The organism is Pseudomonas sp. BO3-4, assembly GCF_034044115.1.
In the GTDB taxonomy this organism is placed as follows: Bacteria; Pseudomonadota; Gammaproteobacteria; order Pseudomonadales; family Pseudomonadaceae; genus Aquipseudomonas; species Aquipseudomonas alloputida.
Window position 1 is genome coordinate 1,435,416 of record NZ_CP139018.1, and the last position, 18,474, is coordinate 1,453,889.

The window sequence follows — 18,474 nt, forward strand, 5'->3', positions numbered from 1 at the left end:
TGGGGCAACCGGTCGCCTTGACGCGTCTGCCTGCAATTTGTTTGTGCTGGCATTTCAGATACAATCGGAAAAACGATTCAGCCTTGTCGGTCAATTCGACCAAAGGCCGAGCCGTTTTCTGGTTCTCTGGCTGCTGAACAATGATCAACAAAAAGCCTGCGCTGAAGAACACGCTTTACCGGGGCCAGCCACAGGCCCTCCCTCTGTTCTCCTGACTGGAATTGATCAATGTTCAAGAAAGCTGGCAAGACCTTGCTGGGTCTGGCGGTCGCTGCAAGCGTCATGCAAGCGCACGCTGCAGAAACCAAGAAAGTAGACGTGCTGCTGGTCGGCGGCGGCATCATGAGCTCCACCCTGGCCGTGTGGCTGCACGAGTTGGAGCCAAGCTGGTCGATGGAAATGGTCGAGCGCCTGGATGGCGTGGCCGAAGAAAGCTCCAACGGCTGGAACAACGCCGGTACCGGCCACTCCGCGCTGGCCGAGCTGAACTACACCCCGGAAGACAAGGACGGCAACGTCAACATCTCCAAGGCCATCGAAATCAACGAAGCCTTCCAGATTTCCCGCCAGTTCTGGTCGTGGCAGGTACGCCAGGGCGTGCTGAAGAACCCGCACTCGTTCATCAACACCACCCCGCACATGAGCTTCGTGTGGGGCGATGACAACATCAAGTTCCTCAAGAAGCGTTACGACGCGCTGCAGGCCAGCCCGCTGTTCCGTCCGATGCAGTACTCCGAGGACCACGCGCAGATCGCCAAGTGGGTCCCGCTGATGATGGAAGGCCGCGACCCGAACCAGAAGCTGGCCGTGACCTGGACGCCGATCGGCACCGACGTCAACTTTGGCGAGATCACCCGCCAGTTCGTTGGCCACCTGCAGACCCAGAAAGGCTTCGAGCTGAAGCTGTCCAGCGAAGTGCAGGACATCACCCGCAACAAGGACGGCTCCTGGCACGTCGAGTACAAGAACCTGAAGGACGGTACCGAGTCGGCCACCGACGCCAAGTTCCTGTTCATCGGTGCCGGCGGCGGCGCGCTGAAGCTGCTGCAGAAGTCGGGCATCCCGGAAGCCAAGGAATACGCAGGCTTCCCGGTGGGTGGCTCGTTCCTGGTGACCGAGAACCCGACCGTGGCCATGCAGCACATGGCCAAGGCCTATGGCATTGCCTCGACCGGTGCGCCACCCATGTCGGTCCCGCACCTGGACACCCGCGTGCTGGACGGCAAGCGCGTCATCCTGTTTGGCCCGTTCGCTACCTTCTCGACCAAGTTCCTGAAGAACGGTTCTTACCTGGACCTGCTGAGCAGCACCACCACCCACAACGTGTGGCCGATGACCAAGGTGGGTATCGACCAGTATCCGCTGGTCGAGTACCTCGCTGGCCAGCTGATGCTGTCTGACGATGACCGCTTCGAAGCCCTGCGCACCTACTTCCCGAATGCCAAGAAGGAAGACTGGCGCCTGTGGCAGGCCGGCCAGCGTGTGCAGATCATCAAGCGTGATGCCGACAAGGGCGGCGTGCTGAAGCTGGGTACCGAAGTGGTGGCTTCCGAAGACCGCACCATCGCGGGTCTGCTGGGTGCCTCGCCAGGTGCTTCGACCGCTGCGCCGATCATGCTGAACGTGCTGGAAACCGTGTTCAAGGACAAGGTCGCTACCCCGGAGTGGCAGGCCAAGATCAAGGAAATCGTGCCGAGCTACGGCACCAAGCTGAACGATTCGGCAGCGGCCACCCAGAAAGAGTGGAACTACACCGCTGAAGTGCTGCAACTGGGTAAACCGCCTGTGATCGACGCCAGCGTTGAATTCGGTGGCGCGGCAAGCAAGCCGGTTGAGAGCAAGCCTGAGAACGACATGGCGCTGTAACCGGCCATTGTTGTGAAAGAAAGCCACGGGGGAGACCTCGTGGCTTTTTTGTTGCCAAGCCCAGCGCAACCCTCAGGCTTATCGCCATCCCTGGTAGGAGCGGGTTCACCCGCGAAGAGGCCTGCACAGGTATCACTGCTGGCGCAGGATGCACTCCAGCAGCCCGGGAAACCGCTCGCCCAGCATCTCGCTACGCAGCGAATTCATATGGGTAGTCCCCACATTGCGGGTTTGCACCAGCCCTGCATCACGCAACACACGGAAGTGGTGGGACATGCTCGACTTCGGCCGACCTCCATCCAGCTCGCCACAGCTGGCCTCGGCCACGCCGGCCAGGTGGCGGACGATTTCCAGGCGCACGGGGTCGCTGAGCGCATAGAGCAGGCGTTCAAGGATGAGGTCGTCGGGGTTGGGATGTTTATAGGCTCGCATGGTTGACATGATAACGGGGGTTTCATTAATTGCCATAGTTCGATTATGATCGAACAACAGTATTCAATTGAACCCGGAGTTTCCCATGTCCGCACTGTTCGAACCCTACACCCTCAAAGACGTCACCCTGCGTAACCGTATCGCCATTCCGCCGATGTGCCAGTACATGGCCGAAGACGGCATGATCAACGACTGGCACCACGTTCACCTGGCCGGCTTGGCCCGTGGTGGTGCCGGTTTGCTGGTGGTCGAGGCCACTGCTGTGGCGCCGGAAGGGCGTATCACCCCGGGTTGCGCCGGTATCTGGAGCGATGCCCACGCTCAGGCGTTCGTACCGGTGGTGCAGGCCATCAAGGCTGCCGGCTCCGTGCCGGGTATCCAGATCGCCCACGCCGGGCGCAAGGCCAGCGCCAACCGCCCGTGGGAGGGTGATGACCACATTGCCGCCGACGACGCGCGCGGCTGGGAGACCATTGCCCCGTCTGCCATTGCCTTTGGCGCGCACCTGCCGAAAGTGCCACGCGAAATGACGCTGGACGATATCGCCCGGGTCAAGCAGGACTTCGTCGATGCCGCCCGCCGTGCGCGTGATGCCGGCTTCGAGTGGATAGAACTGCACTTTGCCCATGGCTACCTGGGCCAGAGCTTCTTCTCCGAGCACTCCAACAAGCGCACCGATGCCTACGGTGGCAGCTTCGAAAATCGCAGCCGCTTCCTGCTGGAAACACTGGCCGCCGTGCGCGAAGTGTGGCCGGAGAACCTGCCGCTGACCGCGCGCTTTGGTGTGTTGGAATACGATGGCCGCGATGAGCAGACCCTGGAAGAGTCGATCGAACTGGCCCGTCGCTTCAAGGCCGGTGGGCTCGACCTGCTGAGCGTGAGTGTCGGCTTCACCATTCCCGACACCCACATCCCCTGGGGGCCAGCGTTCATGGGGCCGATTGCCGAGCGCGTGCGCCGCGAAGCGAAGCTGCCCGTGACGTCGGCGTGGGGCTTTGGTACGCCGCAGTTGGCGGAGGCCGCATTGCAGGCCAACCAGCTGGATCTGGTTTCGGTAGGGCGCGCGCACCTGGCCGACCCGCACTGGGCTTACTTCGCGGCCAAGGAGCTGGGGGTGGAAAAAGCGTCCTGGACCTTGCCAGCGCCTTATGCGCACTGGCTCGAGCGTTACCGCTGAGCCTTGGAGGGGCTGCTTTGCAGCCCATTCGCGGGCAAGCCCGCACCCACAGAGACACCGCAGGTTTCAGATACTGCACCCTCCCTGTGGGAGTGGGCTTGCCCGCGAATGGGCCGGTAGAGGCTAAAACCGGTCCAGTCGGTATGCGCCCATCTCAGGCCCATCAGCCTGCTCAGCCAACCGCCCCACCCATTCCGCCGTCACCGCCGCCTGGGTCAACCCCAGGTGCTGATGCCCAAACGCCAACAGCACCCGCCCATCGCACACCCTGTCGATCACGGGCAATGAGTCCGGCAACGAAGGCCTGAAACCCATCCACGGCGTTGCCCCTTCGACGCTCAAGTCGTGCCGGAACAACCCCTTGCTCAACCGGTGCAACTGCCACGCCCGCTGCATGCTCGGCGGTGCCTGCAGCCCGGCAAACTCCACTGTGCCCGCCAGGCGCAAGCCTTCGGCCATGGGCGTCATGATGAATTTGCGTTCAAGCGAGGTGACTGCAAACGGCAGGCGCTGGTGCTCACCCGGCAACATCAGGTGGTAGCCGCGTTCGGTATCCAGCGGCACCCGCGTGCCTGTCAGCGCGGCAGTCAGTTTTGCAGAATGGGCGCCACAGCTGACAAGCACCTGGCGGGCATTGAGCATGCCTTGGTCGCTGGCAAGGCTCACGCCGGCACTGTGCAACTGCCCGCCATCGACCTGCGCCTGGACAAAGCGCACCCCACTGGCCTTGGCCGCTTCGAACAATTCGCACACCACCCGATAAGGGTCGATGAAGTGCCCGGTGCGCGGGAAGAACAGCCCGCCCAACAGTGACGGGCTGAGTTGCGGCGCCGCTTCGCGCACGGTTTCGGCCGACCAGAAGTCCACCGGCACCGCCTGCTGTTGCATGCGTGTGCACAACGCCTCCAACGCCTGGCGTGACTCAGGCTTCTCGAACACCAGCAACGAACCATCCTCTTGAAACAACTCGCTGCGCCCGATCGAGCCCAACAGCCGTTGCCAGGCGCCCAGGCTGCCTTCGTTCAACGTGCGGATGCCCGCCACGCTGCGCTGGAACGGCGCCGGGCGCAGGTTGAGCAGCAGCCGGGTGAACCACGGCATGGCTTTGGGCAGGTATTTCCAGTCCAGGCGCAGCGGGCCCATCGGGTCGAGCAGCATGCGAGGCAGGCGCTTGAGGATCGACAGGTCGGCAATCGGGAACACTTGCTCGGTTGCCAGGTGCCCGGCATTGCCGAAGGACGCGCCAAGGCCGGGTGCCTGGCGGTCGACCAGGGTTACCCGACGGCCCTGGCGGGCCAGTTGCAAGGCACAGGCGACGCCGACGATGCCTGCGCCGACCACGGCAATATCGGTTTCAGCGGTTTCGAGCATGCTCAGCCTTCCCGTTTGCCATCTAGCAGGCGCCGCAGTTGCAGCGGGTTGCCGTGTTTCAATGCCTGCGGCAGCAGCGCATCGGGGAAGTCCTGATAGCAAACCGGGCGCAGGAAACGCAGGATCGCCGCGGTGCCCACCGAGGTGGTGCGGGCATCGGAAGTGGCCGGGAACGGCCCGCCGTGGACCATGGCATCGCACACCTCGACGCCCGTCGGCCAGCCATTGACCAGAATGCGCCCGGCCTTGCGCTCAAGGGTGGGGAGCAGGGCGCGAGCGCTGTCGATGTCGGCCTCGTCCAGTTGCAGGGTAGCGGTCAGCTGACCTTCCAGGTGTTCGGCTACCTGGCGGACCTGCTCATCGTCGGTGCAGGCAACGACCAGCGACGCTGCACCGAACACTTCAGCCTGCAACGCCGGGTCGGCGAGAAACGCTTCGGCCTGGGTCACGAACAACTGTGCCTGGCACTGGTTGGGGCCCTGATCGGTTTGGCCACTGGCGATGGTTTGGGCATGGGGGTTGTCTGCCAGGGCTGCGATACCGGCCTGGTAGGCACTGAAAATGCCAGGGGTGAGCATGGTTTGGGCGGCGGCCTGCTGCACGTAACCGGCGGCTGCAGTGATGAACCGCTGCAGGGCCGGCCCCTGCCGGGCGATTACCAGGCCAGGGTTGGTGCAGAACTGGCCGGCGCCCTGGGTCAGCGAGGCGACGAAACCTTGTGCCAGTGCTTCGGCACGGGCTTGCAGGGCGGCGTCGAACAGGAACACCGGGTTGATCGAACTCATTTCTGCATACACCGGGATGGGCTCCGGGCGCGCCTGGGCGGCTTGGCACAGCGCCATGCCACCGCTGCGCGAGCCGGTGAAACCAACGGCCTTGATACGCGGGTCGCTGACCAGGGCAATGCCCACTTCACGGCCCGAGCCATAAAGCAGCGAGAACACACCGTTCGGTAACGCGCACTGCTTCACTGCTTGCGCCACTGCCTGGCCGACCAGCTCACTGGTGCCGGGGTGGGCACTGTGGGCCTTGACCACCACGGGGCAGCCAGCGGCCAATGCCGACGCGGTGTCACCACCGGCCACCGAGAAGGCCAGCGGGAAATTGCTGGCGCCGAACACGGCGACTGGCCCCAGGGCCACCTGGCGCTGGCGCAAATCAGCGCGGGGAAGGGGCTGGCGCTCAGGCAGGGCGCTGTCGACCCGCACGTCCAGCCATTCGCCGGCCCGCACTACACGGGCAAAGGTGCGTAGCTGGGTGCAGGTACGACCACGCTCGCCCTGAATGCGCGCCTTGGGCAGGCCGGTTTCGGCCACGGCGCGGTCGATCAGGGCATCGCCGAGGGCCTCGATCTGTGTGGCGATGGCTTCAAGGAAGTCTGCTCGTTGTTCGAGCGAGGTTTCGCGGTAGGCGTCGAATGCCGCCCAGGCCAGCGCGCAGGCCTGGGCCACGTGTTCGCCTGTGCCGCCGAGGTAGGCCGGCTCCAACGTCTGACCGGTGGTTGGGTCGATGGCACGGATGGCGTCGCGGCTGCCGGTTACCGGCCTCTGGCCGATCAGCAGGTTGCCTGTGAGGGGCATGTAGCCTCCTTGGAAATCTAATGCAGATGCATGGGGGGATTACGACCTCTGTAGGAGCGGGTTCACCCGCGAACACCGGCGAAGCCGGTGCCATGCACGGGGTCGCCTGATTCGCGGGCACGCCCGCTCCCACAGGGAGAGCAGTGGCTGCTCAGGCGATGTTCTGCTCAGCCGACCAGCTGGCATACCAGCTGCGGAACAGCGCGTACTGCTGTTTGGCATAGTTGCGCTGAGCGTCGGTCAGTACGTCGGTCTCGTTGAAGTGCAGGCTGTACTCGGTGTCGCCGTTGAGCACCATCAAGTGCTTGTAATACAACACCAGGTCGCAGCCCTCGTCGAACGACGACAGTACCGCCAGCGCCGCTTCCAGCTCGCGCGCCAGGCGCCGGGCCCGGGCGTCGCCTTTGGCAGCCTGTTTGCTCAGGCTCACCAGTTGCAGCACTTCGCGCGGCAGCGCATTGCCGATGCCGGTGATGGCGCCGGTGGCGTTGCAGTTGACGAAGCCATGCACCACCTGGGTGTCGACACCGACCATCAGGGTGACATCGTCATCCTTGGAGGTGATGTGCTCGGCGGCATAGCGCAGGTCGGCGCCACCGCCGAACTCCTTGAAACCGATCAGGTTGGGGAACGCGCTACGCAGTTCGAAGAACAGGTCGGCGCGGGTGGCAAAGCCGTAGTAGGGGCTGTTGTAGATCACCGCCGGCAGCTTCGGCGCGGCAGCCAGAATGGCCGAGAAGTGATGCTTCTGGGCGATCAGCGAGGCGCCGCGGCTGAGCACGCGAGGGATGACCATCAGGCCGGCGGCACCGACCTTGGCGGCGTGGGCGGCATGCGACACTGCCTCACGGGTGTTGACTGCGCCCGTGCCGACGATGGTCGGGATACCGGCCGCCACCAGGCGCGCCACGCCTTCCTGGCGCTCGGCCTCGGTCAGCAGCGGCCAGTCACCCATCGAGCCGCAGTACACCACCGCGCTCATGCCGGCTTCGATCAGTTCGCGGCCCTTGCGCACCAAGGCGTCGAAGTCCGGCTTGCGCTCGGCGGTGCATGGGGTCATCAGGGCGGGCATGGTGCCGGTGAAAATGTTGTTGGTCATTGTTGTTACTCCTGGCGAAATTGGGTTTGGTCAAAAGGCCTGGGGCTCAGATGCCCCAGGCGAACGGGTCCTGTTCGTCGATCAGCAGGGTGCTGTCGGCGGTCATGTGGGCACGGCCGGTGATGAACGGTCGAATACGCTCGCCGTCGCGCTCGTAACGGCCGTGAAACTGGCTGCCGGTGATGCTGGCCTGCACCCAGGTCTGGCCTTCGGCAAGCGTGCCGTCGGCGGCCAGGCAGGCCAGCTTGGCGCTGGTGCCTGTGCCGCATGGGGAGCGGTCGTAGGCCTTGCCGGGGCACATCACGAAGTTGCGGCTGTCGGCGTTGGCGTCGTCGGCGAACAGCTCGACATGGTCGATGGGCGCGCCGTTTTCGCCGGTGATGCCTTGGGCTTCGAGCGCCTTGAGCATGGCCCAGGTGTACTCGGTCAACACCTCGCGGTTATCCAGCTCGATGCGCTGGCCGTGTTCGGCAACGAGGAAGAACCAGTTGCCGCCCCAGGCGATGTCGCCGTGCACCACGCCATGGCCGGGCACATTCACCGCCACATGCTGGCGGTAGCGGTAGGAGGGCACGTTGGCGACGGTGATGGCGCCGTCTTCATGCAGGGTGGCGCTGACCTGGCCGACCGGGGTGTCGATCTTGTGCACACCCGGTGCGATCAGGCCCAGGTGCTGTAGCGAGGCGACCAGGCCGATGGTGCCGTGACCGCACATGTTCAGGTAGCCGGCGTTGTTGAAGAAGATCACCCCGCAGGTGGCGTCGGCCGACACTGGCGGGCAGTACAGTGCGCCAACCAGCACATCGTTGCCGCGTGGCTCCAGCAGGCAGGCGCGGCGCCACCGGTCGTGCAGCTCGCGCAGTTCGTCGCGCTGTTCGGCCATGCTGCGGCCGTGCAGTTGCGGAAAGCCCTTCATCACCAGGCGGGTTGGTTCGCCGCCAGTGTGGGAGTCGATGACGTGAATCTGTTTCATGGGCTTGTCCCTTGCGTAAAAGATCAGGAAGCGACGGCAGCAGGGCGGCCGGTATAGGTTTCAGCGCAGGCTTCGCTTTCGTCCTCGCCTTCCAGGCGCACCAGGTGGGCAGGCACGCCAGTGGCCGCGCCCCAGTAGTAGATACCCAGCGCGCAGGCAGCCACGGCCACGGTGTCGAGCGGGTGGCCGATTACCCCCAGGCCGCCGAAGCTGCCCAGCCACGACAGCAGGATGGTCAGCGCATAGAACCCGATCAGCCACGCCGACGAGCGAACTTGCTGGGCCAGCGAAAGGTGCTGGGTGGGCACGAAGCGGCTGCACAGCAGGTACAGCACGAACATCACGATCTGCAGGGCCAGCAGCCACGACACGGTGTTCCAGCCCGACCAGTACACGATCAGCGCGGCGATGATGAACGACAGCGGGCCGAGCACAGCCATGCCCTTGACCCGGAACGGGCGCGGCATGTGTGGTGCATTGCGGCGCAGGGCGGCGACGCTGACCGGGGCCACGGCGTAGCTCAGTACCAGAGCGGCGGATACCACGTTGATCAGCGCTTCCCACGACGGGAAGGGCAGGGTCCAGAACACCGACAGGCCAAATGTCAGCCACAGGGCCGGGCGCGGGATGCCGGACTCTGCATCGATGCGGGTGAAGTACTTGAAGAAGGTGCCGGTCTGCGCCCAGCCATAGATCACGCGCGGGGTGGCGTTCATGTAGATGTTGCCGCAGCCGCTTGGCGAGATCACTGCGTCGGCCACCACCAGGTAGGCCAGCCAGCCCACACCCAGCGCCAGGGCGATGTCACGGTAGGGCAGGGCCAGTTCCTTGGTCACGCTGGCCCAGCCGTTGGCCAACATTTCGGTCGGCACGCTGCCGAGGAAGGCCAGTTGCAGCAAAGCGTAGATCGCGGTGGACAGCAACACCGAAAGAATCAGCGCAATCGGGATGGTGCGCTGCGGGTTCTTGACCTCGCTGGCCACCGAAATGATCGGCGTCAGGCCCAGGTAGGCGAAGATGATGCCGCCGGCGGATACGGCCATTTCCACCCCGGACAGGCCGAACGGGGCAAAGCCCTGGACCTCGAAGTTTTCTGGCTTGAAGAAGGTGAACAGCACGCCGATCACCAGCAGCGGCACGATGAACTTGAACACGCTGACCAGGTTGTTGGCCTTGGCGAAGGTTTTCACGCTGCGGTAGTTGAGGAAGAAGAACAGCCCCAACAGGGCGAACTGCACCAGCCAGCCGAGCACGGTTGGGTCGCTGGAGCCGGCCTTGGTCAGCCCGGGGAACCAGGCGGCGGCGTATTGGCGTGAGGCGACCACTTCGATGGCGATCAGGCTGGAAAAGGCGATCAGGGTGATGAAACCCATCAGGTAGCCGAGCAGTGGGCCGTGCGAGTAAACCGGGTAGCGCACCACGCCGCCGGCACGTGGCAGCGCGGCGCCCAGCTCGCAGTAGACGATACCCAGCAGCAGTACGGCGAACCCGCCGAGAAACCAGGAGAGGATGCCGGCCGGGCCGGCGATGGCCGACACGTGGCTGGCGGCGAACAGCCAGCCGGAGCCGAAAATGGCCCCTAGGCCGATGAAGGTGAGGTCCAGCAGTGATAACTGTTTTTTGAATTTGCCTGACATGGGTTCGCCTTTTTGTTGGTTATTGGATAGGCAGGTCTGATGTCACGAGATGCGGCTTTTTGGGCCGCGCTCTTGTAGGACTTGGGCGGCTTGCGTGGGGCATAGAGTGAACCGGTCGGGGCGGCGGTTCTTGATGGTTTTCTGCAAGGGGGATGACGAAATCGGCACAGTTGCAGAAAAACAGTGGTAAGGCGCAAAGCGGGAGGATAGGCTCAAAGCCATACCGGATAAGGGTTTGAGAGATGCAGTGCTAGTGCCGGCCCTTTCGCGGGTGAACCCGCTCCTACAGGTACGGCGCAGAATTCAAAATCTGTGGGGGCCCTGTAGGAGCGGGTTCACCCGCGAAGAGGCCGGCCCAGCCAGCAGAGAACCGACAGATGACCGACGCCCCCCTGGCAACCCTCTACCAGTCCCTCGACCAGCACCGCCCCGCCACCCTCGAGGCCCTGCTCGCCGGTGTATCGCTGTTGCTGCCGATGCTCGACGCCATCCCCAACGCCGCAATCTTCATCAAGGACCCGGCCGCCCGCTACGTGCTGGCCAACAACACCTTGGTCCAGCGCTGCGGCCTCAAGCGCTTGCAACCGCTGCTGGGCAAGACCAGCGCCGAAGTGTTCCCGGCACAGCTGGGCCCCGGGTACACCGAGCAGGACCGCCGGGTGCTCAAGGAAGGGATGGTGCTGGAGGACCAACTGGAGCTGCACCTGTACGGCAGCCGTGAACCCGGCTGGTGCCTGACCCACAAGCGCCCGCTGTACAACCAGGCGGGCGAGATCATCGGCCTGGTTGGTATTTCGGTCGACCTGCAGTCAGCCGCCGACAGCCACCCCGCTTACCAGCGCCTGGCTGCGGTGGACGAGCACATTCGCCAGCATTTTCACCAGCCGATCAGCATGGGCGAGCTGACCCGCATCGCCGGTATTTCCGTGGCCCAGCTGGAGCGCTATTGCAAGCGGGTGTTCCACCTCACGCCCCGGCAGATGATCCACAAGGCGCGCCTGGAGCATGCCCATCGCCTGCTGCATTCGGAGCTGCCGATCACTGAAGTGGCGATGCGCTGCGGCTACACTGACCACAGCGCTTTCAGCCGCCAGTTCAAGCAACTGACCGGCTTTACGCCACGCCAGTACCGCCAGGCTACGGCGCTGTAGGCGAAGACGCCGCGGGTGTGGTGATGTTTGCCTGCCAGCGTTTGTAGAGCTTTTGCGCGCGCTCCATGCGCGACAGTTTGAGCACGACCAGCACCAGGCCGACGAACATTATCGCGGCCAAACCTGTCAGAAGCCCACGCTGACCCTTCAGGCCTTTTTCAACTTGCGCTGCGTAGTCGGGGTCCATGAAGAACGAGCAGATGGTGTCAAGCTTTTCTTCGGGCAGGTAGCGGGTAAAGGGTGCCAGGCTATTAGAAGACCGGCACTTGTCCAGTGTCAGCTTTTCATCCGGAAACCACATTTCAAACTTGATGTCCTGCTGCGACAGGTAGAAAGCCGGTGATTTTGGGTCATTTTTCAGCCATACCATCATGTATTCCGACTGGTTTGCCATCGACAGGGGAAACATCAGCGCACCCAATACGGCCAAGAGGGCGAATAATCTCTTGAAGCGATTCTGGGAGAGCCGTGCGGTAGCGAACCTCGGGGCGCTGAAATCGCTCCAGTCGATGTAGGCGCGGCTACGGCTCAGATCGCCGGGCGTAAAGCCATTGTCGACGATCCAGCGGTGGGCCAGGCTGGCTTCATGCAGGTTCTTGGCGGGGATATTGAATTCATAGCGAAAATACTCGATTTCCCGCAGTTCCTTGCGCAGTTTGTTCAACTGCGAGTGGGTGTGGAACTCGGTGGTGCCACCAAAGATGCGCCAGATAAGGTCGCGAAGAAAGTACAGCGAACCGGCACGTCTGTAGATGAACCACACCAGCAGCAACAGCAGTATTGGCCCGCCGATGCCGGCCAATGGGACGAACGTTTCTACGCTCCAGAATGTTGAGGCCAGATTGTTGGCAGTGGTCATGTCAGCTCCATTAACGATGTAAGCGGGCCTTTTACTTGTGCTGTAGCCCGGCGGTTCCGATAAGGCGACGATGATAAAAGCGCTTAAGATGACCTGTCGTTAGAGAAAGTTCTGAGTCTTCTGTAGGAGATTTCGTGATTATCAGTGCCGCACTCAAGAATGGGCGAACAGTGCACGGGCCTCGGCAAAGCATTGCTCGGCAATTGCCGAGCGCGGCTCGCTGCGGCGCAGCAGCAGGCCGACCGGGCTGTGGATGGCGGCGTCGGCCACCGGTACGATGCGCAGGTGCTCGCTGAGGTCTTCCAGGCCGCAGTCCAGTGGCATGATCGCGCAACATATGCCGGTGTTGATGGCCTGGATAAGCTGGAAGCTCGAGTCGCTCTCAAGCACCGCATTGGGCTCCAGGCCACGGCTGCGGAAGCTCAGGTCCAGCGACTGGCGGTAGTGCATGCCTTTGCTCAGCAGCCCCAGCGGAATATCGCCAAGCTCGTCCCAGCGCAGCCGGTCGCTGGCGAACTGGAAGTGCCGTGTATCGTGCAGCAGGCCCATGGTGGTGGTGCCGAGTTCGATCACTTCGAAGAAGCTGGTGTTGACCTGGTCCAGGTAGCAGATACCCAGGTCGAGCTGGTTGCGGCTGAGGCCGTCGATGACCTGTTCCGAACTCAGCGAGCTGAGCTGAAAGTGCAGTTCGGGGTATTTTTCGCGCAGGGGCAGCAGCAGGTGCATGGGGTTGAAACTGGCCAGCGGCACCGTGCCCAGGCGCAGGCTGCCGACCACCTGGCCACGGCAACTGGCAGCCTCGGCCTGCAGGCCGTCATGGGCGGCGAGCAGGGTACGGGCCCAGGCCAGGATGCGCTCGCCGGCCTCGGTGAAACCTTCGAAGCGCTGGCCCCGCTTGACCAGCACCAGGTCCAGTTCGTCTTCCAGGTTGCGCAGGCGCATGGACAGCGTCGGTTGGGTGATATGGCACAGCGCCGCCGCCTGGCCGAAGTGGCGGGTCTGGTCGAGGGCGATGAGGAACTTGAGCTGCTTGATGTCCATGGAAGTGCCTGGCGTCTGGTTATGCAGACCTTAACCCACGTCTGCGATAGATGTCATTGATCGGCCGGTACGTCATATCGATTGGACGCCTTTGGGTGTATGCCTCTAGCGTGGTGAAAATGCCCTTCAAGGAGCTTCACCGTGCGCGTCCAACTTGATGCGGTCTTCGTACCGCTGAACATCGCCGTGCTGACTGTCAGCGACACCCGTACCTACGACAACGATACTTCCGGCGCGCTGCTGGCCAACCGCTCGGTCGAGGTCGGTCACCGGCTGGTGGCGCGAGTGCTGCTCAAGGATGACCTGTACAAGATCCGCGCTCAGGTGGCCAGCTGGATTGCCGATGAACAGGTGCAGGTGGTGCTGATCACCGGCGGTACCGGCTTTACCGGGCGCGACAGCACACCCGAAGCGGTCGAGTGCCTGCTGGACAAGCGTATCGATGGGTTTGGCGAGTTGTTCCGGGCATTGTCCATTCTCGATATTGGCAGCTCGACCGTGCAGAGCCGGGCGTTGGCCGGGTTGTCCAACCGCACGTTGGTGTGCTGCCTGCCGGGCTCGACCGGAGCCTGCCGCACCGCCTGGGAAGGGATTCTGGTCGAGCAGCTGGATGCACGGCACCGGCCCTGCAACTTCGTCAAACACCTGTTGCCGATGTAGGAGCGGGTTTACCCGCGAAGAGGCCAGAACAGGCAACCACCCACGGTCAGCTCAACACATACCCCACCGGCAACAAGGCGGGAGGTAGCTGCTGCTCCCCCAGCCCGGCCAGCACATCGCGCTCCACAGTCCGCACCATGGCATCGGTCGGCAGATCGTTCTCATCGCGCCCGAACGGGTCTTCCAGCTCGTTGCCGATCGCATCCAGCCCGAAGAACGTGTACCCCACGATGGTGGTGAACAGCGGTGCCAGCCAGCCCAGTGGCTCGGCCAGGGCAAACGGCAGCAGCAGGCAGAAAATGTAGATAGTACGGTGCAGCAGCAGCGTGTAGGGGAACGGCAAGGGTGTGCCCTTGATCCGCTCACAGGTGGCCTGCACTTCGGTCAGGCCCACCAGGCGCTGCTCCAGCAGGTTGTAGCGCCATTCGCTGATCTGTTGCTGTGCGGCCAACCGTGAACAGTGTTCGCCGATTTCACGCAGGATGCCGTCGCACACATTGTGCGGGCTGATCGCATCGGCCCTGGCCAGCCACGGCCTGGCAGCTGCCCGTTCGTCCTCGTTACGCAGCCGGGCATTGAGTGCATGGGCGAAACCACACAGGTTGCGCAGCAGTTCGGCGCGCAGTGTTTCGTCGGTAATCGCCACGCTTTCCCGCACGAACGAGCGGGTTTCGATAATCAGTTTGCCCCAGGCCTTGCGCCCCTCCCACCAACGGTCGTAGCACGCATTGTTTCGAAAGCTCATGAAGATCGACAGCGACAGGCCCAGCAAGGTGAACGGCGTGGCGCTGACCGGGTAGAAATACGCCGGATAATGCCGCTCGACCAGCACGATCAGCGCGGCCAGCAGTGTCACCATCAGGCAACGCAGGGCAATGCGTTTGACGATCGACCCCTTGAGGGTGAACAACACGCGCAACACATCGGTGGAGGGTGGGACGATCATGGAAGTCCAGAGACGGCTGCTCAGCCGCCGGTCATATTCATGAAGCGCAGGATCTGCACATCGCCACCGACTTCGAAATGATGGCGATAGGGCTTGAGGTGCAGCGAGTCGCGAATGGCCTTTTCCAGGCGTTCGGGGTTGCCAGGGTGGGCGCGCAGCACGTGCTTGAGGTCTACCGAGTGTTCGTTGCCCAGGCACAGCAGCAGGCGGCCTTCGACGGTAAGGCGCACGCGGTTGCAGGTGGCGCAGAAGTTGTGGCTGTGCGGGGAAATGAAGCCGACCCGGGTGTTCGCGGCTTCGGCCAGGCGCCAGTAGCGGGCCGGCCCCATGGACGACTCGGTCGATTCGACCAGCGTGAACTGCTCGGCCAGGCGTGCCCGTACTTCATCGCTGGAGCAGAACGATTCGCCACGTTCATGCTCGCTTATCACCCCCAGCGGCATTTCCTCGATGAAGGTGATGTCCAGCTCGCGTTCGATGGCAAAGCGCACCAGATCGACCAGTTCATGGTCGTTGCGGCCTTTGAGTACCACGCAGTTGAGCTTGGTGCGTTTGAAACCGGCCTGGCGTGCGGCGTCGATGCCGGCGATTACCTGGGCTAGGTCGCCGGTGCGGGTCAGCTGCTTGAAACGGTCGGCATCCAGGCTATCCAGGCTGATGTTCAGGCGTGTCACCCCGGCGTCGAACAGCGGCTGAGCCAGGCGCCCGAGTTGCGAGCCGTTGCTGGTCAGGCACAGCTCGCGCAGGCCGGGCAGGGCGGCGATGCGCCCGCACAGGTCGACGATGCCCTGGCGTACCAGTGGCTCGCCACCCGTCAGGCGGATCTTTCGGGTGCCCAGCGCGACGAAGCGTTCGGCCACCTGGAACAGTTCTTCGAGGCTGAGGATTTGCTGGCGCGGCAGAAACTGCATGTCTTCGGCCATGCAGTACACGCAACGGAAGTCACAGCGGTCGGTGACCGACATCCGCAGGTAGTCGATTTTCCGGTTGAAGCCGTCGATCAGGGCCCGGCTGTTCTGTTCCACGTTCGCACTCGAATGGGTTGGGACATGACTCCAAGCTATAACCTGGCCGCAAGGCCGTCAAATTGCTTTGCCTGACCGGTTGATCGATGGCCTCTATCGCTTGGTATGGCATCTGGCCGGTCATGATCGAAACCGCTTATCACGCCGTAAGATCTTTCGATTGGACGCCCCTTCCCACGCTCCATAGGCTGGAAAAAAGCATCGAAGCGTGAGGATTCATCGCATGAGCCAGGACGAACACATCAGGGACTACAAGGGCGCCGCTGCCGGCTGGGGGGCGCTCAAAAGCGTGACCAAGAGCTGGCTGGGCAGCGACAACGCCTTCAAGAACCTGCGGGCCATGCTCAAGACCAACCAGAACGGCGGTTTCGACTGCCCCGGCTGTGCCTGGGGCGAGTCGCCGGAAAGCGACATGGTCAAGTTCTGCGAAAACGGCGCCAAGGCGGTCAACTGGGAAGCCACCGGCCGCTCGGTCGACCCGGCTTTCTTCGCCAAATACAGCGTCAGCGCGCTGAAGGAGCAGACCGACTACTGGCTTGAATACCAGGGCCGCCTCACCCACCCGATGCGCTACGACGCCGCCACCGACCACTATGTCGAAACCACCTGGCAGGAGGCCTTCGAGCTGGTCGCCAGGCACCTGCGTGCGCTGCAGTCGCCGGATGAAGCCGAATTCTACACCTCGGGCCGGGCCAGCAACGAAGCGGCGTTCCTTTACCAGCTGTTCGTGCGTGCCTACGGCACCAACAACTTCCCGGATTGCTCGAACATGTGCCACGAAGCCAGCGGCGCGGGCATGTCGGAAACCCTCGGGGTGGGCAAGGGCACCGTGGTGTTCCACGATCTGGAGCTGGCCGACGCGATATTCGTCATCGGGCAGAACCCCGGCACCAACCACCCGCGCATGCTCGAACCCCTGCGCGAAGCGGTCAAGCGTGGCGCCCAGGTCGTCTGCTTCAACCCGCTGAAAGAGCGTGGCCTTGAGCGCTTCCAGCACCCGCAGCACCCGTTCGAAATGCTCAGCAACGGCTCCGAGCCGACCTCCAGCGCCTACTTCCGCCCGGCCTTGGGTGGGGACATGGCGGCAATGCGCGGTATTGCCAAGTACTTGTTGCAATGGGAGCGCGAGGCGCAGGCCAAGGGCGAGCCGGCGGTGTTCGACCATGCCTTCATCGCCGAGCACACCAGCGGCGTCGACGATTACCTGGCGGCGGTGGACGCCACGTCCTGGGAGCACATCGTCAAACAGTCCGGCTTGACCCTGGCCGAGATCGAGCTGGCCGCCCGCATGTACCGCAAGGCCGAGCGGGTCATCATGTGCTGGGCCATGGGCGTCACCCAGCACCGCCATTCGGTGCCGACCGTGCAGGAAATCGTCAACCTGCAGCTGCTGCGTGGCAACGTCGGCAAGCCCGGCGCAGGCCTGTCGCCGGTGCGTGGCCACAGTAACGTGCAGGGTGACCGTACCATGGGCATTGACGAGAAACCCTCGGCGGCGCTACTCGATGCCATCGAACAACGTTTCCAGTTCAGTGTGCCGCGTACCCATGGGCACAACGCAGTGTTGGCGATCAAGGCTATGGAAGAGGGGCGGGCCAAGGTGTTCATCGGCCTGGGCGGCAACTTTGCCCAAGCCACCCCGGACACCGCGCGCACCCACGCGGCGCTGCAGAACTGCGCGTTGACCGTGCAGATTTCCACCAAGCTCAACCGCTCGCACCTGGTCACCGGCCGCGATGCGCTGATCCTGCCGTGCCTGGGCCGTACCGAAATCGACCTGCAGGCCGAAGGGCCGCAAGGCGTGACCGTGGAGGACACCTTCAGCATGGTGCACATCTCCCACGGCCAGTTGCGCCCGCGCTCGCCGCATATGCGCTCGGAACCGTGGATCATTGCCGGCATGGCCAAGGCCACGCTGGGCAACCAGCCGATCGACTGGGAGCACGCGGTGGCCGATTACAACCGCATTCGCGACATGATCGCTGACGTGATTCCGGGCTTTACCGGTTTCAATGAACGCTTGAACAGCCCCGGCGGGTTCCACCTTGGCAACAATGCCGCCGATCGCAACTTCCGCACGGCCACGGGCAAAGCCCGCTTCATGCCCCACGCGCTGCCCGAGGAACTGGTCAACGCCAAGGTACTGGCCCGTGGTGACAAGCCCGACCTGATTTTGCAGACCCTGCGTTCGCACGACCAGTACAACACCACCCTGTATGGCCTGGACGACCGTTACCGTGGGGTGTTCGGCCTGCGTGAAGTGGTGTTCGTCAATGAGGCGGACATCCGTCGCCTGGGCTTCGAACCGGGTGAGCAGGTAGACCTTGTGTCGTTGTGGGAGGATGGCGTGGAGCGGCGGGTGTCCGGGTTCCGCCTGGTGGCGTATGACGTGCCCGAGGGGCAGGCGGCGGCGTATTACCCGGAAACCAACCCGTTGGTACCGCTGGAAAGTTATGGTGAGGGGACCTATACCCCGACCTCGAAATTCGTGGCGATCAAGGTCGTGAAAGCCAAGGCGGGGAACCGCATTGCGGCGGTGCTGGCCTCGGATTGATGGGGTGCCTGTGCTGGCCTCTTCGCGGGTGAACCCGCTCCTACGGGACCCCACAGCGCTTGAGGTTGAGGTGATCCTGTGAGGTTGCCCGCGAAGAATCCAG

The 18,474-nt window shown here is 63.4% G+C and carries 15 protein-coding genes; 5 read left to right on the plus strand and 10 right to left on the minus strand.

The window, feature by feature from the left end:
- The first annotated feature begins 228 nt into the window (after positions 1-228).
- Positions 229-1,866 (plus strand): malate dehydrogenase (quinone), encoded by a 1,638-nt coding sequence (gene mqo, locus REH59_RS06655; protein ID WP_003254718.1) that lies wholly within the window; start codon positions 229-231, stop codon positions 1,864-1,866.
- Positions 1,867-1,998: 132 nt separating this feature from the next.
- On the opposite strand, the gene REH59_RS06660 is transcribed toward mqo, so the two are convergent.
- Entirely contained in the window at positions 1,999-2,334 is a 336-nt protein-coding gene (locus tag REH59_RS06660; RefSeq protein ID WP_003254716.1) for an ArsR/SmtB family transcription factor, read from the minus strand.
- Positions 2,335-2,383: 49 nt separating this feature from the next.
- Between REH59_RS06660 and xenA the strand changes: the two genes are divergently transcribed.
- Positions 2,384-3,475, plus strand: coding sequence for a xenobiotic reductase XenA (gene xenA, locus REH59_RS06665; protein WP_012051488.1), 1,092 nt, complete (start codon positions 2,384-2,386; stop codon positions 3,473-3,475).
- A 123-nt stretch (positions 3,476-3,598) separates the two neighbouring features.
- Here the strand turns inward: xenA and REH59_RS06670 are convergent, their stop codons facing one another.
- The 5 genes from REH59_RS06670 to REH59_RS06690 form a co-directional block, all read right to left on the minus strand.
- On the minus strand, positions 3,599-4,846 hold the full coding sequence (locus REH59_RS06670) for an NAD(P)/FAD-dependent oxidoreductase (protein ID WP_014860705.1): 1,248 nt from the start codon (positions 4,844-4,846) through the stop codon (positions 3,599-3,601).
- Positions 4,847-4,848: 2 nt separating this feature from the next.
- Positions 4,849-6,426, minus strand: coding sequence for an aldehyde dehydrogenase (NADP(+)) (locus REH59_RS06675; RefSeq protein WP_014860704.1), 1,578 nt, complete (start codon positions 6,424-6,426; stop codon positions 4,849-4,851).
- Positions 6,427-6,577: 151 nt separating this feature from the next.
- On the minus strand, positions 6,578-7,525 hold the full coding sequence (locus REH59_RS06680; protein WP_014860703.1) for a dihydrodipicolinate synthase family protein: 948 nt from the start codon (positions 7,523-7,525) through the stop codon (positions 6,578-6,580).
- 46 nt (positions 7,526-7,571) lie between these two features.
- A complete protein-coding gene (locus tag REH59_RS06685; protein ID WP_014860702.1) occupies positions 7,572-8,498 on the minus strand; it encodes a 4-hydroxyproline epimerase in 927 nt (308 codons plus the stop codon).
- Between the two features lie 23 nt (positions 8,499-8,521).
- Entirely contained in the window at positions 8,522-10,135 is a 1,614-nt protein-coding gene (locus tag REH59_RS06690) for an APC family permease (protein ID WP_014860701.1), read from the minus strand.
- A 377-nt stretch (positions 10,136-10,512) separates the two neighbouring features.
- Between REH59_RS06690 and REH59_RS06695 the strand changes: the two genes are divergently transcribed.
- Positions 10,513-11,286, plus strand: a complete 774-nt coding sequence (locus REH59_RS06695; RefSeq protein WP_014860700.1) for an AraC family transcriptional regulator — start codon at positions 10,513-10,515, stop codon at positions 11,284-11,286.
- On the opposite strand, the gene REH59_RS06700 is transcribed toward REH59_RS06695, so the two are convergent.
- Together REH59_RS06700 and REH59_RS06705 are read right to left on the minus strand one after the other, a co-directional pair.
- On the minus strand, positions 11,273-12,145 hold the full coding sequence (locus REH59_RS06700; RefSeq protein WP_014860699.1) for a DUF6216 family protein: 873 nt from the start codon (positions 12,143-12,145) through the stop codon (positions 11,273-11,275). The genes REH59_RS06695 and REH59_RS06700 overlap by 14 nt on opposite strands.
- Before the next feature lie 153 nt (positions 12,146-12,298).
- Positions 12,299-13,186 (minus strand): LysR family transcriptional regulator, encoded by an 888-nt coding sequence (locus REH59_RS06705; protein ID WP_014860698.1) that lies wholly within the window; start codon positions 13,184-13,186, stop codon positions 12,299-12,301.
- Between the two features lie 141 nt (positions 13,187-13,327).
- Between REH59_RS06705 and moaB the strand changes: the two genes are divergently transcribed.
- Positions 13,328-13,846, plus strand: a complete 519-nt coding sequence (moaB, locus tag REH59_RS06710; protein ID WP_014860697.1) for a molybdenum cofactor biosynthesis protein B — start codon at positions 13,328-13,330, stop codon at positions 13,844-13,846.
- A 46-nt stretch (positions 13,847-13,892) separates the two neighbouring features.
- On the opposite strand, the gene REH59_RS06715 is transcribed toward moaB, so the two are convergent.
- Entirely contained in the window at positions 13,893-14,792 is a 900-nt protein-coding gene (locus REH59_RS06715; protein ID WP_014860696.1) for a bestrophin family protein, read from the minus strand.
- Between the two features lie 20 nt (positions 14,793-14,812).
- On the minus strand, positions 14,813-15,817 hold the full coding sequence (gene moaA / locus REH59_RS06720; protein WP_003254695.1) for a GTP 3',8-cyclase MoaA: 1,005 nt from the start codon (positions 15,815-15,817) through the stop codon (positions 14,813-14,815).
- A gap of 223 nt (positions 15,818-16,040) precedes the next feature.
- Here moaA and REH59_RS06725 point away from each other — a divergent pair, with 223 nt between their 5' ends.
- On the plus strand, positions 16,041-18,371 hold the full coding sequence (locus tag REH59_RS06725; protein WP_014860695.1) for an FdhF/YdeP family oxidoreductase: 2,331 nt from the start codon (positions 16,041-16,043) through the stop codon (positions 18,369-18,371).
- Positions 18,372-18,474 lie beyond the last annotated feature (103 nt).

Bases quoted from the DNA above. Each gene is read 5' to 3' on its own strand.
- REH59_RS06705 (WP_014860698.1), bottom strand. From the start codon at position 13,186: ATGGACATCAAGCAGCTCAAGTTCCTCATCGCCCTCGACCAGACCCGC.
- REH59_RS06660 (WP_003254716.1), bottom strand. From the start codon at position 2,334: ATGGCAATTAATGAAACCCCCGTTATCATGTCAACCATGCGAGCCTAT.
- REH59_RS06690 (WP_014860701.1), bottom strand. From the start codon at position 10,135: ATGTCAGGCAAATTCAAAAAACAGTTATCACTGCTGGACCTCACCTTC.
- REH59_RS06685 (WP_014860702.1), bottom strand. From the start codon at position 8,498: ATGAAACAGATTCACGTCATCGACTCCCACACTGGCGGCGAACCAACC.
- xenA (WP_012051488.1), top strand. From the start codon at position 2,384: ATGTCCGCACTGTTCGAACCCTACACCCTCAAAGACGTCACCCTGCGT.
- REH59_RS06700 (WP_014860699.1), bottom strand. From the start codon at position 12,145: ATGACCACTGCCAACAATCTGGCCTCAACATTCTGGAGCGTAGAAACG.
- REH59_RS06670 (WP_014860705.1), bottom strand. From the start codon at position 4,846: ATGCTCGAAACCGCTGAAACCGATATTGCCGTGGTCGGCGCAGGCATC.
- REH59_RS06725 (WP_014860695.1), top strand. From the start codon at position 16,041: ATGAGCCAGGACGAACACATCAGGGACTACAAGGGCGCCGCTGCCGGC.
- REH59_RS06695 (WP_014860700.1), top strand. From the start codon at position 10,513: ATGACCGACGCCCCCCTGGCAACCCTCTACCAGTCCCTCGACCAGCAC.
- REH59_RS06680 (WP_014860703.1), bottom strand. From the start codon at position 7,525: ATGACCAACAACATTTTCACCGGCACCATGCCCGCCCTGATGACCCCA.
- mqo (WP_003254718.1), top strand. From the start codon at position 229: ATGTTCAAGAAAGCTGGCAAGACCTTGCTGGGTCTGGCGGTCGCTGCA.
- REH59_RS06715 (WP_014860696.1), bottom strand. From the start codon at position 14,792: ATGATCGTCCCACCCTCCACCGATGTGTTGCGCGTGTTGTTCACCCTC.
- REH59_RS06675 (WP_014860704.1), bottom strand. From the start codon at position 6,426: ATGCCCCTCACAGGCAACCTGCTGATCGGCCAGAGGCCGGTAACCGGC.